At 62.3% G+C, this 19,368-nt stretch carries 14 protein-coding genes; 1 reads left to right on the forward strand and 13 read right to left on the reverse strand.

All coding sequences use genetic code 11. From position 1 onward, the window contains the following. Positions 1–57 precede the first annotated feature (57 nt). The 13 genes from BMZ46_RS14465 to gcbA all read right to left on the reverse strand — a co-directional run bounded on the left by BMZ46_RS14465 (position 58) and on the right by gcbA (position 17,871). Entirely contained in the window at positions 58–2,835 is a 2,778-nt protein-coding gene (locus BMZ46_RS14465; protein ID WP_039772033.1) for a hybrid sensor histidine kinase/response regulator, read from the reverse strand. Between the two features lie 102 nt (positions 2,836–2,937). Next, positions 2,938–4,230, reverse strand: coding sequence for a phosphoribosylamine--glycine ligase (gene purD, locus BMZ46_RS14470; RefSeq protein ID WP_007951030.1), 1,293 nt, complete (start codon positions 4,228–4,230; stop codon positions 2,938–2,940). A 172-nt stretch (positions 4,231–4,402) separates the two neighbouring features. Beyond that, complete coding sequence (purH, locus tag BMZ46_RS14475; protein WP_074689684.1) at positions 4,403–6,010, reverse strand: bifunctional phosphoribosylaminoimidazolecarboxamide formyltransferase/IMP cyclohydrolase; 1,608 nt, start codon at positions 6,008–6,010, stop codon at positions 4,403–4,405. Between the two features lie 82 nt (positions 6,011–6,092). Then, positions 6,093–6,413, reverse strand: coding sequence for a DNA-binding transcriptional regulator Fis (fis, locus tag BMZ46_RS14480; protein ID WP_002555375.1), 321 nt, complete (start codon positions 6,411–6,413; stop codon positions 6,093–6,095). Then, positions 6,410–7,420, reverse strand: coding sequence for a tRNA dihydrouridine synthase DusB (dusB, locus tag BMZ46_RS14485; protein WP_074689685.1), 1,011 nt, complete (start codon positions 7,418–7,420; stop codon positions 6,410–6,412). Before dusB ends, fis begins: the two co-directional genes overlap by 4 nt. Positions 7,421–7,605: 185 nt before the next feature. Further along, positions 7,606–8,856 carry a DUF3426 domain-containing protein gene (locus BMZ46_RS14490; protein ID WP_074689686.1) on the reverse strand — a complete coding sequence of 417 codons (1,251 nt, stop codon included), beginning with the start codon at positions 8,854–8,856 and terminating at the stop codon, positions 7,606–7,608. Between the two features lie 30 nt (positions 8,857–8,886). Then, entirely contained in the window at positions 8,887–9,765 is an 879-nt protein-coding gene (gene prmA / locus BMZ46_RS14495; RefSeq protein ID WP_007951025.1) for a 50S ribosomal protein L11 methyltransferase, read from the reverse strand. Positions 9,766–9,931: 166 nt separating this feature from the next. Beyond that, positions 9,932–11,290 carry an acetyl-CoA carboxylase biotin carboxylase subunit gene (gene accC / locus BMZ46_RS14500; protein WP_011332264.1) on the reverse strand — a complete coding sequence of 453 codons (1,359 nt, stop codon included), beginning with the start codon at positions 11,288–11,290 and terminating at the stop codon, positions 9,932–9,934. A gap of 17 nt (positions 11,291–11,307) precedes the next feature. Continuing rightward, positions 11,308–11,775 carry an acetyl-CoA carboxylase biotin carboxyl carrier protein gene (gene accB / locus BMZ46_RS14505; protein ID WP_007951023.1) on the reverse strand — a complete coding sequence of 156 codons (468 nt, stop codon included), beginning with the start codon at positions 11,773–11,775 and terminating at the stop codon, positions 11,308–11,310. A gap of 24 nt (positions 11,776–11,799) precedes the next feature. Beyond that, a complete protein-coding gene (aroQ, locus tag BMZ46_RS14510; RefSeq protein WP_074689687.1) occupies positions 11,800–12,255 on the reverse strand; it encodes a type II 3-dehydroquinate dehydratase in 456 nt (151 codons plus the stop codon). 132 nt (positions 12,256–12,387) lie between these two features. Continuing rightward, positions 12,388–14,145: a protein-disulfide reductase DsbD gene (locus BMZ46_RS14515; protein ID WP_074689688.1), complete on the reverse strand. Its 1,758-nt coding sequence runs from the start codon at positions 14,143–14,145 to the stop codon at positions 12,388–12,390. 58 nt (positions 14,146–14,203) lie between these two features. Continuing rightward, complete coding sequence (locus BMZ46_RS14520) at positions 14,204–16,150, reverse strand: methyl-accepting chemotaxis protein (protein ID WP_074689689.1); 1,947 nt, start codon at positions 16,148–16,150, stop codon at positions 14,204–14,206. A gap of 50 nt (positions 16,151–16,200) precedes the next feature. Further along, the gene (gcbA, locus tag BMZ46_RS14525) at positions 16,201–17,871 is read right to left on the reverse strand and encodes a diguanylate cyclase GcbA (RefSeq protein WP_074689690.1); all 1,671 of its coding nucleotides are present in this window, start codon (positions 17,869–17,871) and stop codon (positions 16,201–16,203) included. Between the two features lie 428 nt (positions 17,872–18,299). On the opposite strand from gcbA, the gene BMZ46_RS14535 reads away from it, so the two are divergent. Further along, positions 18,300–19,367 carry a DUF2333 family protein gene (locus tag BMZ46_RS14535; RefSeq protein WP_039772049.1) on the forward strand — a complete coding sequence of 356 codons (1,068 nt, stop codon included), beginning with the start codon at positions 18,300–18,302 and terminating at the stop codon, positions 19,365–19,367. The last annotated feature ends 1 nt before the right edge of the window (position 19,368 follow it).

Raw genomic sequence — 19,368 nt, forward strand, 5'->3', positions numbered from 1 at the left:
GGCTCGCTGGCGGGGAAAGTCGGGGGGAGTCTAACAGGCGCTATCGTGTCTGTCGGCTCACGACGGTTGCGTCGTCGCTCGGTTCTGCTGATCACGCTGGGCCACCCAGTGCTCGATCAGCTCTCGCAGTTGCGACAGCTCCACCGGTTTGGCCATGTGCCCGTCCATCCCGGCCTGGCGCGCGCGTTCCTTGTGTTCGGCGAGGATGTGCGCGGTCAGCGCCACGATCGGCGTGCGGATGCGCTGATTGCCGACTTCCCAGGCCCGCAGTTGCTGGGTGGCGGAGAAGCCGTCGAGGATCGGCATTTCGCAGTCCATCAACACGAGGTCGTAGCGCTGGGCTTTCATCGCCTGCAAGGCTTCTTCGCCATTGCTGGCGGTATCCGGTTGCAGATTGAGTTTGCCGAGCATGCCGCGGATGACCTTGGTGGAAATCGTGTTGTCTTCGGCCACCAGAATGCGGAAGTCGCTCGGCACCTTGACCGGCGCTGCGGGGCTGGCCGGCTGCGGCTGGAACACCACCTGGCCACGGTTGCGCTGGTTGAGCTCGTCGGCGAGCGTGGTCTTGAGCGTGTAGCCGGCCACCGGTTTGGCGAGGATGCGCTTGATCCCCGAATTGCGCGCAATGATCTTGCTTGGCGCATTGCTGATGCCGGTGAGCATGATCAGCAGGATGTCGTGGTTCAGGCTCGGGTCTTCCTTGATCTTGGCGGCCAGTTGCATGCCGGTCATGCCGGGCATGTTCTGGTCCAGCAGAACCACGTCGAAATAGTCGCGCAGGTGCGCCTTGGTGCGCAGCAGGGCCAGCGCTTCCTTGCCCGACGGCACGGCGCTGACGTTCAGGCCCCAGGCGCTGCATTGCTGCACCAGCACCTTGCGGCAGGTGTCGTTGTCGTCGACCACCAGCACGCGTGCGCCTTGCAGCGGGCTGTCGAGGTCCGAGGTCGGGTGCTCCAGGCGATCCGGGTCCAGCGGCAGGGTCAGCCACAACGTACTGCCCTGGCTGGCGCCGCTCTTGATGCCGAACTCGCCCTGCATCAGACGGATCAATTGGCGGGCGATCACCAGCCCGAGGTTGCCGCCCAGACGGTTGGCCGACAGGAAATGCTTGCTGTGCAACTCGGCGTGCATCAGCGCGTCGCGCTCTTCCTGATCCATCGGCTGGCCGCTGTCCTGCACGGCAATGCGCAGGCGTGGGCCGGCGCTGCGTTCGTCGAGGGCGACCACCACCAGCACTTCGCCTTCCTCGGTTTTCTTCAGGGCGTTTTCCAGCAGGCTCAGCAGTGTCTGGCGCAGGCGCGTCGGATCACCACTGATGACCCGTGGCACTTGCGGCTGGATGAAACTGATCAGCTCGACGTTCTGCTGTTCGGCCTTGGCGCGGTAGATGCTCAGGCAATCGTCGATCAGCGCGTTGAGGTCGAACTGCACATCGTCCAGTTCGATCTGCCCGGACTCGAGCCGCGAGATGTCGAGGATCTCGTTGATCAGGGTCAGCAGTTCGTTGCCGGCGCTGTGGATGGTCTGCACGTAGTCGCGTTGCTTGACCGACAGCGGCGTGCCGAGCAGCAGTTCGGTCATGCCCAGTACGCCGTTCATCGGCGTGCGGATTTCGTGGCTGATCTTGGCCAGGAATTCGGCCTTGGCATTGATCTCGGCGTTGCTCGCGGCGAGGTCACGGCTGATGCTGAAACGGCTTTCGGTAATGCTGCGCTGACGTTCTCCGAGGGCGATGCTCATCAGCAGGCCACTGATGCAGATGAAACCCATCAGGGTCATGATCAGGCCTTGCGGCGCCACCAGGGTCAGCCCCAGCAAGGCCGGGAGGATGATCAGCGTGCCGATGTTGAACACCACCATCGCCGCGACGAACAGCCGGGCAGGGCGGTAGCCTTTCTGCCAGTGATAGGAACCCACCAGCAACATGCTCAGGCCGGCCAGGGCGACGAGTGCATAGGTAATGATGTTCAGCGGCAGGGTGTTGACGAACAACAGCAACAGGCTGCAGATCACGATGAACAGAATGTCGCCGATCAGCAGCTTGTTCAGCGGATGCGGGCCGAGCGGTGCGAAAAAGCGGTAGGCGAACATCAGGCCGGCCGGTGCGGTCAGCAGCAGGGCCAGGTAGGCGCCGGGGGTCTGGATCGCGTGCCAGTTCGGCAGCCACGGACCGGCGAGGTTGAGCAGCAGCAACAGGCTCAGGCCCAGCAGCACTTCACAGATGGCCAGCCACAGGCTGCTGCGCGAGCGGGTGTAGGCGTAGCGGATCAGGTTGTGCAGGATCAGCATTGCAAGGCAGCCGAACAGCAGGCCGTAGATCAGCGTCTGGTTGTGATTGGCCGCGGCCATCACTGCCGATTGCAGGGTGATGTACGGGCGCAACTGGTGATCGGAGACCAGTCGCAGGTAGACGTCGAGGGGTTTGTCGCTTTGCGGCAGCGGCAGCATGAAATCGCTGCTGGGCAGCGGTCGTTCCACCTGGGGCTGGGTGGTGCCGGTGTCGCGCTGCTCGATCAGGCGATCGCCGTCGAGGACATACAGATTGAGGTGCGACAGGTCGGGGGCGAAGATCCGCAGCACTTGTTCGTGCTTGCCGGGCGCCAGCCTGAAGCGCAGCCACAAGGCGCCATCGGGTTCGGCCGCGGTGAGGCGGTCAAGCTCGATAGGGCTGAATTGATTGGTGTAGCGGGCGGAGCGGATGTCGCTCAGCTGGAGGTTGCCCTGATCGTCAAGCAATACCGACCAGCCACTGCCTTGCGCGGCCTGGGCCGGGAGCATGCAGAGCAAGGTCAACAGCGTGACGGTGAAACCTATGGCAATCCTGAGCCAGCGCACGGCGAAATCCCTTCGTAGGTTGATGCCAGAATATAACGATGCGCAGCGTCGGAACAGTCCGGCAAGGGCGATGAGCCCCTGCCGGAAACACAGCGTAGCTTATTACTGAGACTCACCGCGTTCACGGGCAATGGCGCGGTAGCCAATGTCGGTGCGGTAGAAGCAGCCTTCCCAGTCGATGGCCTTGGCCAGTTTGTAGGCCTGCTCCTGGGCGGCGCCGACGCTGGCACCCATGGCGGTGGCGCACAGCACCCGACCGCCGGCCGTCACGACGTTGCCGTCCTTGAGCGCAGTACCGGCGTGGAAGACCTTGCCTTCCAGTGCGGCGGCGGCGTCCAGACCGTTGATCGGCGCGCCCTTGGCGTAGTCGCCCGGGTAACCGCCGGCGGCCAGCACGATGCCGACGCTCGGACGTGGATCCCACTGCGCTTCAACCTTGTCCAGCGCCTGAGCCAGGGCGGCTTCGACCAACAATACCAGGCTCGATTGCAGACGCAGCATCACCGGTTGGGTTTCCGGGTCGCCGAAGCGGCAGTTGAACTCGATGACCTTCGGATTGCCAGCCTTGTCGATCATCAGACCGGCGTACAGGAAACCGGTGTAGACGTTGCCTTCGTCGGCCATGCCGCGCACGGTCGGCCAGATCACCTGGTCCATCACGCGCTGGTGCACGTCGGCGGTGACCACCGGTGCAGGGGAGTAAGCACCCATGCCGCCGGTGTTCGGACCGCTGTCGCCGTCGCCGACGCGTTTGTGGTCCTGGCTGGTGGCCATCGGTAGAACGTTCTTGCCGTCGACCATGACGATGAAGCTGGCTTCTTCGCCGTCGAGGAATTCTTCGATGACAACGCGTGAACCGGCGTCGCCAAAGGAATTGCCGGCGAGCATGTCGCGCACGGCGTCTTCGGCTTCGGCCAGGGTCATGGCAACAATCACGCCTTTACCGGCGGCCAGGCCGTCGGCCTTGATCACGATCGGTGCGCCTTTTTCACGCAGATAAGCCAGGGCCGGCTCGATCTCGGTGAAGTTCTGGTAGTCGGCGGTCGGGATCTTGTGGCGTGCCAGGAAATCCTTGGTGAAGGCTTTCGAGCCTTCCAGCTGCGCGGCGCCGGCGGTCGGACCGAAGCAGTCCAGGCCACGGGAGCGGAACAGGTCGACGACGCCGGCCACCAATGGCACTTCCGGACCGACGATAGTCAGGGAAACGTTTTTCTCGGCGAAGTCAGCGAGCTGCTCGAGGGCTAGCACATCGATGGCGACGTTCTCGCACTTGGCTTCAATCGCGGTACCGGCGTTGCCCGGTGCGACGAAAACCTTCTGCACTCGCGGATCCTGAGCCACTTTCCAGGCCAGGGCGTGTTCGCGGCCACCGCTGCCAATGATCAAAACGTTCAAAGAGAGACTCCTTCGGAGAAAGCTGCAAGCTACAAGCTGCAAGCAAGAGCGAGTGTGTGACTCTCGATTACAGCTTATGGCTCTGAATTAATGAGGCTGCAACTGCAAGAAGGAGCGATACCTGACTGCTCTTTCTTGCAGCTTGCAGCTTGAGGCTTGTAGCTGCCGTGTATCAGTGACGGAAATGACGCATTCCCGTGAACACCATAGCGATACCGGCTTCGTCAGCAGCAGCAATCACTTCAGCATCACGCATCGAGCCACCCGGCTGGATCACTGCCGTGATACCGACCTTGGCCGCGTTGTCCAGACCGTCGCGGAACGGGAAGAATGCATCGGATGCCATTACCGAACCGGCCACTTGCAGACCAGCGTGCTCAGCCTTGATTGCGGCGATACGCGCCGAGTTCACGCGGCTCATCTGGCCGGCGCCGACACCGATGGTCTGACGGTTCTTGGCGTAGACGATGGCATTGGATTTGACGAATTTGGCCACTTTCCAGGCGAAGATCAGGTCGTGGACTTCCTGTTCGGTCGGGGCGCGTTTGGTCACCACTTTCAGGTCGTCGGCGCCGATCATGCCGATGTCGCGGCTCTGTACCAGCAGGCCGCCGTTGACGCGCTTGTAGTCCCAGGCCGGAACGCGATCGGCCGACCACTCGCCGCAGGCCAGCAGGCGTACGTTGGCTTTGGCAGCAACGATGGCGCGGGCTTCTTCGCTGACGCTTGGTGCGATGATCACTTCAACGAACTGACGCTCGACGATCGCCTTGGCGGTCTCGGCATCCAGTTCACGGTTGAAGGCGATGATGCCGCCGAACGCCGATTCGGTGTCAGTGGCGTAGGCCAGTTCGTAGGCCTGACGGATGCCGCCTTCGGCGTCCGGGCTCACGGCCACGCCGCACGGGTTGGCGTGCTTGACGATCACGCAGGCCGGTTTGACGAAGCTCTTCACGCATTCCAGCGCGGCGTCGGTGTCGGCCACGTTGTTGTACGACAGTTCCTTGCCTTGCAACTGGGTGGCGGTGGCGATGCCGACTTCGGCAGGCTTGGCTTCAACGTAGAACGCCGCGCTCTGGTGCGGGTTCTCGCCGTAACGCATTTCCTGAGCCTTGATGAACTGGCTGTTGAAGGTGCGCGGGAATTCGCTGCGACCTTCAGTGCTCAGGGTTTCGGCAGCCTGGTTCACGGTGCCCATGTAGTTGGCGATCATGCCGTCGTAGGCGGCGGTGTGTTCGAACGCCTTGAGCATCAGGTCGAAACGCTGAGCGTAGGTCAGGCCACCGGCCTTGAGGTTTTCCAGGACGGTGGCGTAGTCGCTGGCATTCACCACGATGGCCACGTCTTTGTGGTTTTTCGCCGCCGAACGGACCATGGTCGGGCCGCCGATGTCGATGTTCTCGATGGCGGTCGGCAGGTCGCAGCCCGGCTTGCTGATGGTGGCTTCGAACGGGTACAGGTTGACCGCCACCAGATCGATCGGCTTGATGCCGTGCTCGTTCATGATCGCGTCGTCGATACCGCGACGACCGAGGATCCCGCCGTGGATTTTCGGGTGCAGGGTTTTCACCCGACCGTCCATCATCTCTGCGAAACCGGTGTAATCCGCGACTTCCACTGCGGCCACGCCGTTGTCCTGCAGCAGTTTGAAGGTCCCGCCGGTGGAAAGGATTTCCACGCCCAGGGCTTCCAGCTCCCTGGCGAATTCGAGGATCCCGGTCTTGTCGGAAACACTGATCAAGGCGCGGCGGATCGGCAGGCGGGTAGTCTGGTCGGTCATCTCAATTTCCATCAAAAGCAAGGGAAGTCAGCAAAAAAGGCGACCGGTTTTACGCGGGCGCCTTTCTGGTTTGATTGAATGCTTACAGCAGATCGTACTGCTTGAGTTTCTTGCGCAGCGTGCCGCGGTTCAGTCCGAGCAGCTCGCTGGCCTTGGTCTGGTTGCCCTTGACGTAGTTCATCACGCTTTCGAGCAGGGGAGCCTCGACTTCGGAGAGCACCAGGTTGTACACGTCCGTGACGGACGCGCCCTCAAGGTGGGCGAAATAATTGTGCAGCGCCTTCTCGACACTCCCGCGAAGGGTCTGGCCTTCTTCGCTCGGGGTATTGAGGTGCTGTTTCAAATTCACGTTGTCGCTCACGGGTGTTGTTCCACTCACTAAAGTCTCGGTCATCATCGTCATGCGGCCACCCCTTCTCCGTCCCCTGTCAGGCTCTTGTAACGTTCGGCGAAGAACTCCCGAACGTTGGCGCATTGTGTTTCCGTACCATCCAAACGATTGAAGTGGGCGCGAAATTCCCTGGCGCCCGGCAAGGTTGCGAGATACCAGCCCACATGCTTGCGGGCAATTCGCACACCCATCACGTCCCCATAGAAGGCGTGAAGGGCGGCCAGATGCTCAAGCAGAATGCGTTCCACCTCGATCAGCTCCGGCGCCGGCAGTTTTTCGCCGGTACGCAGGAAGTGTTCGATCTCGCGAAAAATCCATGGCCGCCCCTGGGCACCCCGGCCGATCAACAGGCCATCGGCACCGGTCGCGTCGAGCACGTAGCGGGCCTTTTCCGGCGATACGATGTCGCCGTTGGCAAAGACCGGAATCGACACCGCCTGCTTGATCGCGGCAATGGTGTCGTACTCGGCTTCGCCGGTGTACAGGTCGGCGCGGGTGCGGCCATGCACCGCCAGCGCCGTGATCCCGGCCTGTTCGGCGATCTTCGCCACGGTCAGGCCGTTCTTGTTGTCGCGATCCCATCCAGTGCGGATCTTCAGGGTCACCGGCACATCAACCGCCGCCACGACGGCATGCAGGATCTCGGTAACCAGTGCCTCATCCTTCAACAGCGCGGAGCCGGCGGCCTTGTTGCAGACCTTCTTCGCCGGGCAACCCATGTTGATATCAATAATCTGTGCGCCCAGCTCGACGTTGGCCCGGGCCGCATCCGCCAGCATCTGCGCATCGCCACCGGCGATCTGCACCGAGCGTGGCTCGGGATCACCTTCGTGGATCATGCGCATGCGCGACTTGCGGGTGTTCCACAGGCTCATGTCACTGGTGACCATTTCCGAGACTACAAGCCCTGCGCCCAGACGCTTGCACAGCTGACGAAAGGGCTGGTCGGTGACACCCGCCATCGGGGCGAGGATCAAGCCGTTCTGCAATGTATATGGGCCGATGCGTACCGCCGACATAGGACTTCCCTGAAGTGGGGCCGGATCATGAGAGTTCGAAAAAGGGTTGGCATGATACCCGCTCTCGATGACTGGATAAAGGCTGAATTGAACAAAATCTGAACAGTTATTCTGTTATTACCGCCGGTTTGGTTGTGCGGTGTGCAGTCAGAAAATTGCCGTCAATCCGGGAGCGGTGAAGCGCTTCACTCGGGTGAGTGGAAACTCAGGCTGTAGTTCACCGCTTTCGGGCCTGGGTCAAGGATGTCCAGAGCGATATGGATCGGGGTCTGCGGCGGCATTTCCGCCATGCCTTCGAGGTCGCCGTTGAGGTATTCGCCGGGTTTGAAGCGACGACTGGCGATCAGGTGACCGTTGAGGTCAGCGAAGCGCAGCTCCAGCAGCGGAAACGGCTGCGAGAACGGCGCGCGGTTATAAATGATCGCGTCCACCACCAGCGCACCGCTGAATTCCGGGTGGCTGCGCACCACCAGGTTGCTGCTCTTGATCTTGGCGATATCGACCTTGGACGGCACCGTGCAGCCGACTTGCGGGCAGAGTTGCTGGAACCACGGCCGGTATTGATCCTGGCGCGCCAGTTCGTCGAAGTGATAGGCGATGTATTGTCCGCCCAGGCCGGCGGCGGCCAGCACGATGAGCAACAGCCAGAGCAGGCGACGGCCCCAGGGCGAGCGGCGTTTTTGCCAGTCCAGTTGCAGCGGATCATCGGTCAGATCCTGCAAGGCTTCGGCGCGAGCACTGGACTCGACACGTTCGCGTTTTTTGCGCGCAGGTTCGATCAGTGGCAGTTCGTCGTCGACGTCATCGCTGGCTGACAGACGTTCGCGGCGGGCATTCGGGTCGATCGGATCGTGCAGGCGCAGTTGCGGGATCGGCGGTTCGTCGTCGAGATCCACCGGCTCCAGCGACAGCGAGGGTTCGGTGCGTTCCGGTCGGACGGGTTCAGGCTCGACGGCGTCGGGTTCATCTTCGACTTCGGGGGAGCGCTCATCTGCCGGTTCGCTGAACAGGCTGTCCGGCCACGACGTATCTTCCGGTTCGTGGCTGTCGCGGCGGGCGCTCAGGGCGTCCTCGCGTGGGCGGCCAAGCTCGGTGGTCGGCTGGATTTCCCGTTGCTCGAGGCGGGCCAGTTCTTCGTCCAGATCCAGGCTGTCCAGATCCAGCTCGGCGGCGCTCCATTGCTTCTGGCTGATGGCGCGTGGCTCGGGCGTTTCGACGATGGCCGGTGCGTCGGCGGGCGCCGGCTCGCTGATCAACGGTGCCACCGGCGTGACTGCTTCCTTGCCTGCGTGTTGCTCCAGCAATTGCTTGGCGGCATTGAACACTTGCAGGCAGGAGCCGCAACGAACCACCCCGCGGGCCACGCTCAACTGAGCGTGGCTGACGCGGAAACTGGTTTGGCAATGCGGGCACTGGGTGACGAAGCTGTCGGTCATGCGGCGGTCCGGATTGAGCAGGCGGTCATTCTAGCGCCGACGGCCGGTGATGCGCACCCAGCCATCGCGATTGGCGATCGGGTCGAGATCGAAGTCCTGCGCGTAGGCGGCAGCGACTTCGTCACCTTGTTCGGCGAGGATCCCGGACAGTGCCAGGCGCCCGCCGGACTTGACCAGACCGGACAGTTGCGGCGCCAGGGAAACCAGCGGACCGGCCAGAATGTTGGCCACCAGTACGTCGGCTTTGACCTGCGGCAGGTCTTCCGGCAGGTACAGCGGGAACAGTTCGTCCGCGATGTTGTTGCGCCCGGCGTTGTCGCGGGAGGCTTCGAGTGCCTGCACGTCAATGTCGGTGCCGACCGCTTCTTTCGCGCCGAGCAGCAGGGCGGCAATCGCCAGAATCCCCGAGCCGCAGCCGAAATCCAGCACGTTGCAGTCTTTCAGGTCCTGGCCGTCCAGCCATTCCAGGCACAGGGCGGTGGTCGGGTGGGTACCGGTACCGAACGCCAGGCCCGGGTCCAGCAGCAGGTTGACCGCGTCCGGCTCCGGTGCGGCGTGCCAGCTCGGCACGATCCACAGGCGCTGGCCGAAGCGCATCGGCTGGAAACCATCCATCCAGCTGCGTTCCCAGTCCTGGTCTTCGATCACTTCGCTGTGGTGCTCGGGCAGCGGGCTGCCGGTCAGCAGTTCCAGGTGGGCCAGTACCGGGGCGGCTTCGGTGCCGCCCTCGAACAGGGCCAGCAGGTGGGTGTGCGCCCACAGCGGGGTGGTATTGAGTTCCGGTTCGAAGATCGGCTGATCTTCGGCGTCCATGAAGGTCACCGAAACGGCGCCCACTTCAAGGAAAGCGTCTTCGTAGGTTTCGGCTTGTTCCGGGCTGATGGCGAGTCTTACTTGCAGCCAAGGCATGGCGGGCACCTGTGAAAAAGATTGATTGCAGCCTAGCGGCCTGCGAGAAGCGCGCAAGTTTACGCGAGCGCGACGGTTTTGTGGGAGCGGGGAATGTGTGAGCAGATGAAACCTTCGGAAACAACAAAGCCGCCCGAAGGCGGCCTTGTCTGGTGCGGGCTGAAGCTTAGTGCTTCTCGCCAGCCAGCTTGTGCTCGAGGTAGTGAATGTTCACGCCCCCTTTGCAGAAGCCTTCGTCGCGGGTCAGATCACGGTGCAGCGGGATGTTGGTCTTGATCCCGTCGACCACGATTTCGTCCAGGGCATTGCGCATGCGGGCCATGGCTTCGTCGCGGGTCGCGCCGTAAGTGATCAGCTTGCCGATCAGCGAGTCGTAGTTCGGCGGAACGGCATAACCGCTGTACAGGTGCGAATCGACGCGAACGCCGTTGCCGCCTGGTGCGTGGAAATGCTTGACCGTACCCGGGCTCGGCATGAAGGTTTTCGGGTCTTCGGCGTTGATCCGGCATTCCAGCGAGTGACCGCGGATCACCACATCATCCTGGGTATACGACAGCTTGTTGCCAGCGGCGATGCTGAGCATCTCCTTGACGATGTCGATACCGGTGACCATTTCCGAAACCGGGTGCTCCACCTGAACACGGGTGTTCATTTCGATGAAGTAGAAACGACCGTTCTCGTACAGGAACTCGAAGGTGCCGGCGCCACGGTAGCCGATGTCGATGCACGCCTTGACGCAGCGAGCCAGGACTTCCTTGCGCGCGTTCTCGTCGATGCCCGGTGCCGGCGCTTCCTCGAGAACCTTCTGGTGACGGCGTTGCAGCGAGCAATCGCGGTCGCCCAGATGGATGGCATTGCCCTGGCCGTCGGACAGAACCTGCACTTCGACGTGACGCGGGTTGGTCAGGAATTTTTCCAGATAGACCATCGGGTTGCCGAACGCCGCGCCAGCTTCGGAGCGGGTCAGTTTCGCCGAGGCGATCAGGTCTTCTTCCTTGTGCACCACGCGCATGCCGCGACCACCACCGCCGCCGGCGGCCTTGATGATCACCGGATAGCCGACTTCACGACCGATGCGCAGCGCCGTTTCCTCGTCTTCCGGCAGCGGGCCGTCGGAACCTGGAACGGTTGGCACGCCCGCTTCGATCATCGCGTGCTTGGCCGATACCTTGTCGCCCATCAGGCGAATGGTTTCGGCTTTCGGACCGATGAAGGCGAAGCCGGAGTTCTCGACCTGCTCGGCAAAGTCGGCGTTTTCCGCGAGGAAACCGTAGCCTGGGTGAATGGCGGTAGCGCCAGTCACTTCAGCGGCCGCAATGATTGCCGGGATGTGCAGGTAGGAGTGCGCGGCAGAAGCCGGGCCGATGCAGACGGATTCGTCTGCCAGACCCAGGTGCATCAGCTCTTTGTCGGCCTTGGAGTAAACGGCGACGGTCTTGATGCCCATCTCTTTGCAGGCACGCAGAATCCGCAGGGCGATCTCACCGCGGTTAGCGATCAGAACTTTTTCCAACTTCGCAGTCATCAAAGGCTCTCCGCAGTTCAAACGATGGTGAACAGCGGTTGGTCGTACTCAACCGGCTGGCCGTCTTCGACGAGGATGGACTCGATCACACCGCTGGTTTCAGCTTCGATGTGGTTCATCATCTTCATGGCTTCGACGATGCACAGGGTGTCGCCTTTCTTCACGGTCTGGCCGACTTCAACGAAGGACGGCGAGGTTGGCGAAGATTTGCGATAGAAGGTGCCGACCATCGGCGAACGGGCAACGGTGCCGTTCAGCGCTGGAGCAGCAGCGGCAGCTGGAGCTGCGGCAGCAGCAACCGGAGCGGCAGCGGCGGCAGGTGCAGCGGCCGGAGCCTGCATCGGAGCCGGTGCGTAATACTGCTGCGCCGGGGTCTTGCTGTGACGGCTGATGCGTACGGACTCTTCGCCTTCCTTGATCTCGAGCTCGTCGATGCCGGACTCTTCCAGCAATTCGATCAGTTTCTTAACTTTACGGATATCCATGAATCATCAACTCCCAAGGGTCGGTCAGGGGCGTATAGCTTGGTGTTCAAGCTGCTCTAGTGCAGCGTCCAGGGCCAGTCGATAACCGCTGGCGCCAAGGCCGCAGATCACTCCTACCGCTACATCGGAGAAGTAAGAGTGATGGCGGAAAGGTTCGCGTTTGTGCACGTTGGACAAATGCACTTCGATGAATGGGATGCTCACTCCCAGCAGCGCGTCACGTAATGCGACACTTGTGTGTGTAAATGCTGCCGGGTTGATCAGAATGAAGTCCACGCCCTCGCCGCGTGCGGCGTGGATGCGATCGATCAATTCGTACTCGGCATTGCTTTGCAGATACATCAGATGATGGCCGGCTTCACGGGCGCGGCGTTCCAGATCCTGATTGATCTGCGCCAGGGTGGTCGACCCGTAGGTCCCGGGTTCCCGGGTGCCGAGCAGGTTCAGGTTGGGGCCGTGCAGCACCAGTAGCGTTGCCATCTGCGTGTTCCTTGTTATGGGTGAGCCTTCGTCAGAACCCGGCGACTATGCCGCAAAGACTTTGTGACTGTCCAGTTCTCTGCAATAGCCAGCACGATGACCGATGTTTGCGCAAAATATGTGACTGACTGATTAAATCCGGTCATTCGCTCTGGCGACACGTTCGGCGAAGTCGCGGGCGTTGATCTCGCCGATCACCCGCACATCGCGACGTTCCACCCCGTCCTTTCCGAAGAACATCAGTGCCGGTGGGCCGAACAGGCTGTAGCGGTCGAGCAGGGTGCGCTGTTCGGCATTGCTGGCGGTGATATCGAAGCGGATCAGCCGATAACCCTTGAGCCGATCCACGACTGTGGCGTCATTGAGTACTTCGTGTTCGATGACTTTGCAGCTGATGCACCAGTCGGCATACCAGTCGAGCAGCAGCGGGGTGCCGGCGGTTTTCGCTTCGAGCAGTACCCGGTCCAGTTCCGCGGGAGTGCTGACGGTCTGCCACGAACCGTTGTTTTGCGCGATCGAGCCGCTGTCGGCAAGGCGTGCCGAGGCTATCGGATTCAGCGGGTCGGTCTGGCCGCTGAACGCGCCGTACCAGCAGGCCAGCGCATAAAACAGCAGGAACAGGCCCAGCAACTGGCCGAGGCGTTTGCGCGGCGGTTTGTAGACGAATTCCAGCGCGCCGAGGAACAGACCGACGCCGCCGGCCAGCAAGCCGATCAGCAGCAACGTGATCTGTCCAGGCAACACCCGGCTGAGCAAACCGATAGCCAGCCCGAGCAGCAATACGCCGATGCCGTTCTTCACGTACATCATCCACGGACCGCTTTTCGGCAGCCACGCCGCGCCGCCGGTGGCTACCAGCAGCAGCGGCGCGCCCATGCCCAGGCCGAGCATGAACAGCTTCAGGCCGCCGCCCAGCGCATCGCCACTGGCGCTTATATAAAGCAGCGCGCCGGCCAGCGGGGCGGAAACGCACGGCGATACCAGCAGACTCGACACCACACCCAACACCGCCGCGCCCCACAACGAGCCGCCTTCAGTGCGCCCGGCAATCCGGTCGAGACGGCTGCTGATGAAGTGCGGCAGTTTCAGCTCGAATACGCCGAACATCGCCAGCGCGAACACCGCAAAGAACATCGCAAACGGCACCAGCACCCACGCCGATTGCAGCCGTGCCTGCAAATTCAGTTGCGCGCCGAACAGCCCCATCAAGGCCCCCAGCAGCGCGAAGCACGCGGCCATCGGCAGCACATAAGCCAGGGACAGATTGAAGCCACGCAAACCGCCGACCTGCCCGCGCAACACCACACCGGACAGGATCGGCAGCATCGGCAATACACAAGGCGTGAAGGTCAGGCCCAGGCCCGCCAGGAAAAACAGCGCCAGATCACGCCAGTCCCAGCCTGCTACCGGCGCGGACGCACCACTTGGCGCTGCGTTGCCCTCGATGCTCAGGCGTTCGGTTTCCGGTGGATAGCACAAGCCCTTGTCGGCACAGCCCTGATAGGTGACGGCCAGCGTGAACGCTCGGGAATCATTGCGCGGCAGTTCTACATCGAGAATGCCGTGGTAGACCTCGACGTCGCCGAAATACTCGTCGTGTTTCTGTTCGCCTTGCGGCAGTTGTGCGGCGCCGAGTTTCACCTCTGCAGGCTCGGCACGAAACTGGAAGCGATGCCGGTAGAGGTAATAGCCTTCGGAGGCGACGAAGCGCAGTTTGACCGATTGCGGTGTGCTCTCGACCAGGCTCAGTTGAAAGGCTTCGCGCACCGGCAGGAAATCGGCGCTGTTGTTGACCGAGCCCAGCGTGGCGCTGGGTTTGCTGTCGAACAGACCGGCGGCGCCGGCCGGCAGGGCGAAGACGAAAAACAGCAGGCAGAGCAGGCGGCGCATGACAATCTCGCGAATCAAAGGTGCGGGAATGATAGCGGACTTGGCCCTGCGCTGTGTGTCACACGCGGAACGCCTGCACAGCGGTGTGCAACTGGCCGCCCAGCAACAGCAGGTTCTCGCCTTGCTCGCGGCCCTGACCGATGCGTAGCAGATTGGCCCCGCCCAACTGATGGATCCGCTCGCTGTGATCACGGATCTCGCTGACCGCGCCGCTCTGTTGCGCGGTGATCTCGGCAATGCGGATCGCAGTGTCGGAGATGGTCTGGATCGCGCCGACAATCCTGTCCAGCGCACCATCCGCCGATTGCGCCTGATTGGCCGTGGCCTCGGCGTGTTCGACCTGGGCGCGCATGCCCTCGACCGATTGCCGGGCGGCGGTTTGCAGGCCGGCGATCAGGGTCTGGATTTCGGCGGTGGCGCCGGCGGTGCGTTGCGCCAGCGAGCGCACTTCCTCGGCCACCACGGCAAACCCACGGCCCATTTCCCCGGCGCGGGCGGCTTCGATCGCCGCGTTGAGCGCCAGCAGGTTGGTCTGGTCGGCAATCGAGCGGATCACCGTCAGCACGCCGCCGATGGTCGCCGACTCTTCGGCCAGGTGTTCGATCATTTGCGCATTGCCCTGCACTTCGCCAACCAGCGCGTGCAGGCCGGTGAGGCTTTGGCCAATCACTTGTTGTCCGTGTTCGACGGCCAGTCCGGCATGACGGCTGGCGTCGGCGGCCTGGCGCGCATCGCCGGCCACTTGCTGGATGGTCGCTTCCAGTTCGCCGAGGGAATCACGGATCAGCGCCGTATCGCCGGCCTGATGTTCGGCACCGCTGTGCAAGTCATTGCTCAGCTCGGCGAGGGTGCGGCTGCTGCCGGCCACTTGCTCGGCATTGCCGCGAATGGTCCCGACCAGATCCACCAGATAGGCGCGCAGGCGATTGAGCGAGGCTTCGATGTCGTGCAATTCGCGGTTGGTCTTGCCCAGATGAATGTCGCGACTAAAGTCGCCTTCGGCCCAGGTCGACAGCGCCGGCGCGAGGTTGGTCAGGGTGCGGGCCAGGCGCCGCTGCAGGGTATCGATCAGCAGTGCGATCAGCAGAATCAGACCGATCATCACGCCTTGCATCAGCCGTACTTCGCCCTGGATCTGCCCGTGCTGGGCGCGTACCACCGGTTCGAGGCCGGCGATGGCTTGTTGCACGGCGGCGATTTTCTGGTGGGTTGCGGTGCTCAGGTCGGTGCGTTTCTGGATCTGCTCGCGGGTGCGTGCGAGCTCCGCCGGGTAACGGCCGAGCAAACTGTTGAGTTCGCGTTTGAGACCGACGCCGGCGTCTTCGGCGGCGGCTTTTTCGGTGCTTTCGATGCCCATCAGCGCGGCGAAGTCGTCGCTGCCGGACTCACTGCTGGCGACCACGCCGAGCAAGGGCAGGACATCGATCGTCTGGGCCTGGGCGCGGATGTTGCTGACTTCGCGCTCGACATCGGCGGCCAGTTCACTGCGTCCGCTGCTGACCAGTTTGTCCCGGGCCAGCGACAGTTTGCCCAGATGTTGAGAGGCAATCAGCAGGGGTGTCAGGTAGGTCGCGTTGCCGCCGGCGTAGGTGCTGAGTTGGTCGAGACTGGCGCTCAATTCGCGTTCGGCCTGCAACAGCAGGGCCTGCGGATCGCCGGCCAGTTTGCCGGCGGCCAGCAGGTCGGTCTTGCTGAATTCATCGAGGCCGGTGAGGCTCGGGCGCAAGGTGTCGGCCAGCGCGGGCGGCAGCTCGTCGAGTTCTTTCTGCAACTGATCGATGGCCTGGCTGGCGCTGCTCAGGCGCAGGGCGTCGCCGCTGGTGAGGTAATCCCCGACGTTGCGTGCCACGTCATTCTGAAATTGCTGCGACAGCCCCAGGTAACGCTCCATCAACAGATACGGGCGCTCCAGTGCTTTTTGCGACCACCACAGCGTGGCGCCGAGGGCCACGCAGACGGCGACCAGCAACAGGGTATTGAGATTGGTGAGCAACTTCAGGCGCATGACGGCTACCAACGGCAGAATGGTAAGCGCCTGAATTTATTGCGGTTCTGTTACAGGGTTATGACCGATTGGGGCGATTCCGATGAAAAAGTGGCACTTTGCTTTGAGTCGCGAGCAGTCTGCACCCGATTGCGTCCTTCGCCCTTGGCGCGGTACAGCGCCTCGTCGGCCTGGCTGGCCATCATCAAGCTGTCGGAGTCGTCGTGCATCTCCACCACGCCGGCGCTGAAGGTGCACCACAGATCCTGCGGCTGGGCCGGATAGTGAATCTCGGCAAAGCGCTGACGGATTTCGTCTAACACTTTGTGCGCCGCTTCTATATCGGTGTCGGGCATGACGATGGCGAATTCTTCGCCGCCGTAACGGCCGATGAAGTCGGTCTTGCGCAGACGCTGCTTGAGGAACAGCGCCAGGCTCTTGATCACCCGGTCGCCCATGGGGTGGCCGTGGCTGTCGTTGACCCGTTTGAAGTGGTCGATGTCGAGCATCGCAAAGCTCAACGGCTTGTTCTCGCGGCGGGCGCGGAACGAGCAGTCTTCGAGCAATTGCAGAATGTGCGTGTGGTTGTACAGGCCGGTGAGGCTGTCGCGGACCATCCGTGCCTTCAGGTTGCGCGCGCGGGCGGCGCGGTTGCGCACGGTGGTGATCAGATGGCGCGGCTTGATCGGCTTGGTCAGGAAGTCGTCGCCACCTTCGCTCATGGCGTCGAGCTGTTTGTCCAGATCGTCCTCGGCCGACAGATAAATGATCGGCACGCTCACATAACGGTCGTTGTGGCGGATGACCTTGGCCAACTCGGTGCCGGTGCAGGCGGGCATGTACATGTCGAGGATGATCAGGTCCGGCTGGAAGTCCGCCAGCTCGGCCATCGCGTGGATCGGTTCGATCAGGGTGCGGGTGACGATCCCGGCGCTGTTGAGCAGGCGTTCGGTGTGCAGGGCCTGGGCGCGGGAGTCGTCGATGATCAACACTTTATAGGGTTCGTACTGGGCGACGCAGGTCAGGACTTCGATCTTCTCCAGCAGGCTCGACGCTTCGAGGGTGCCGGTGAGAAATTCCTGGCCACCGGCGCGCACCGCCGCGAGGCGGGTCGGGGTGTCGGTTTCGTGCAGGCTGAAGAACAGCAGCGGCAGCGGTTCTTCCAGACCTTGCTGGGCTTCGGCGGCGAGTTTCAGGCCGACGCCGGCACCGCTGAAATCCACGTCCATGACAATCGCGGCCGGCAGGCGCTCGACCATCGAGGAGCGAAACGCCGACACACTGTCCAGCGCCTGAGCGCTCAGACCGAAAAACTCCAGCTGCTTGGCCAGCCGCTCGGCGCGGTCGTGATCCTGCAGCATCACGTAGATCGGTTTGCGCAGGGGCGGCAGGAAGGTCTGATCAAGCTGATCGCCATGGCGCAGGCCAGTGCGCGACAAGCGCTGCATCAGGCGGTTGAGATCGGTGATCAGGCCGCTGCTCAGGCGTCCGCGATTGGCGTCCACCGCTTCCAGCGACTGGCTGATGTGGCGGGCCAGCTGCGTATGTTCGGGCTGTTCGAAACGCTCGGCAAAACGCAGCAGGCGCAAATTGGCCTCGCTCAGTTCGGCGAGATCGGCAGTGGACCACTCACTGCGTTGCAGGCGCTGCCATATCTCAAGAATCTGACGTGCCTGATGAATTACCCGCTGGGCAAAGTGGTGCTTGAGGCGCTCACGGCTGGGGTCTTCTGGCTCGGTCATATCCTGACTACTAGTTAGGGTGCATGCTGAGATCGACTGGTGGCTCTATGCTAGCACCTCTTTTCCCTTACATGAGTGTCGTACGTCAATAATCTGCGGTACGGCATCATTCAGTTTCTGACTGCCGGGTTTCAATTTGAACCTGATTGTCGGAGAAGTCCCCATCTACCGGGCATTTGCCAATCTGCGCAACCATGAATTTACTGGAGCGCGGGGAAGGGATGGCAGGGTCTTTGTGCTGTCCCGTTGCGGGTATCGGCAGCGCAATGGCGATGAATTCGCTATCGGGGAATCCCTTAGGGCGGTCTGTCCCGGCCTTGTGTCGGGTGGCGAGGCAGCGCCTGTCAATATTGACGGGTGCCCGGTCGAGGCACGTTGTTGTATGGTTGTGGTCGAACCGTTGAACCCAAGATTGAAAGGATATCGCCATGCTGGACTGGAAGAACCGCGCGGGCAGCGCGCCTGAACGTGCCGCCGAGCCCAAGTCGGCCGCCCGCAGCTATGTCGGCGGGCTGTTGTTCAGCCGGGCGCTGGCCACGCTGGTTGCCATTTACCTGTTGGTGACCATTGGCCTGGGTTGGTACTGGAGCCAGGAGCCGGCATTGTTTCCCGTGGCGCAGAACGCTCAGGTTGCCGCCGAGAAAGAGGGCAAGCAGATGGTGGTCGGCTACACCACCGTCGAAACCCTGAAAACCGTTGCCGGCACTTTGCTCGACAAGCCAGGTGGCTACATTTCCAACGACCGTTTCCCGCCTGGCCTGTGGATGGACAACATGCCGAGCTGGGAATACGGCGTGCTGGTGCAGGTCCGCGACCTGACCCGCGCCCTGCGCAAGGACTTCGCCCGCTCGCAGTCGCAGTCGGCTGAAGACGCCGACCTGGCCAAGGCCGAGCCGCGCTTCAACTTCGACAACAAGAGCTGGATCCTGCCGTCGAGCGAGTCGGAATATCAGGAAGGCATCAACTCCCTGAGCCGTTATCAGGCGCGCCTGTCCGACCCGACCCAGAAAAACGCGCTGTTCTACGCCCGCGCTGACAACCTGAACAACTGGCTGGGTGATGTCGGCACCCGTCTCGGGTCGCTGTCGCAACGCTTGTCGGCCAGCGTTGGCCGGGTCAAGCTCAACACCGCGCTGAAAACCGAAGTGCCGGCGGTGGGTGAAGTGCCGCAGGTCGATGAGGAAGTTGTCGAGACCCCATGGATGCAGATCGACAACGTGTTCTACGAAGCCCGTGGCCAGGCCTGGGCGCTGTCGCACTTGCTGCGCGCGATCGAAGTCGATTTCGCCGACGTGCTGGCGAAGAAGAACGCGACCGTCAGCGTGCGTCAGATCATCCGCGAACTGGAAGCCTCCCAGGAGCCGATCTGGAGCCCGATGATCCTCAATGGCAGCGGTTTCGGTGTGCTGGCCAACCACTCGCTGGTCATGGCCAACTACATTTCCCGGGCCAACGCCGCCGTGATCGATTTGCGTCAACTGCTCAATCAGGGCTGAG

Source organism: Pseudomonas sp. NFIX49 (assembly GCF_900115915.1).
Classification (GTDB): Bacteria; Pseudomonadota; Gammaproteobacteria; order Pseudomonadales; family Pseudomonadaceae; genus Aquipseudomonas; species Aquipseudomonas pharyngis.

Excerpts from the sequence above, each read along its gene's own strand:
- purH (WP_074689684.1), bottom strand. The coding sequence starts at position 6,010 with ATGACCGACCAGACTACCCGCCTGCCGATCCGCCGCGCCTTGATCAGT.
- fis (WP_002555375.1), bottom strand. The coding sequence starts at position 6,413 with ATGACGATGATGACCGAGACTTTAGTGAGTGGAACAACACCCGTGAGC.
- dusB (WP_074689685.1), bottom strand. The coding sequence starts at position 7,420 with ATGTCGGCGGTACGCATCGGCCCATATACATTGCAGAACGGCTTGATC.
- BMZ46_RS14490 (WP_074689686.1), bottom strand. The coding sequence starts at position 8,856 with ATGACCGACAGCTTCGTCACCCAGTGCCCGCATTGCCAAACCAGTTTC.
- prmA (WP_007951025.1), bottom strand. The coding sequence starts at position 9,765 with ATGCCTTGGCTGCAAGTAAGACTCGCCATCAGCCCGGAACAAGCCGAA.
- accC (WP_011332264.1), bottom strand. The coding sequence starts at position 11,290 with ATGACTGCGAAGTTGGAAAAAGTTCTGATCGCTAACCGCGGTGAGATC.
- accB (WP_007951023.1), bottom strand. The coding sequence starts at position 11,775 with ATGGATATCCGTAAAGTTAAGAAACTGATCGAATTGCTGGAAGAGTCC.
- aroQ (WP_074689687.1), bottom strand. The coding sequence starts at position 12,255 with ATGGCAACGCTACTGGTGCTGCACGGCCCCAACCTGAACCTGCTCGGC.
- BMZ46_RS14515 (WP_074689688.1), bottom strand. The coding sequence starts at position 14,145 with ATGCGCCGCCTGCTCTGCCTGCTGTTTTTCGTCTTCGCCCTGCCGGCC.
- BMZ46_RS14520 (WP_074689689.1), bottom strand. The coding sequence starts at position 16,150 with ATGCGCCTGAAGTTGCTCACCAATCTCAATACCCTGTTGCTGGTCGCC.
- gcbA (WP_074689690.1), bottom strand. The coding sequence starts at position 17,871 with ATGACCGAGCCAGAAGACCCCAGCCGTGAGCGCCTCAAGCACCACTTT.
- BMZ46_RS14535 (WP_039772049.1), top strand. The coding sequence starts at position 18,300 with ATGCTGGACTGGAAGAACCGCGCGGGCAGCGCGCCTGAACGTGCCGCC.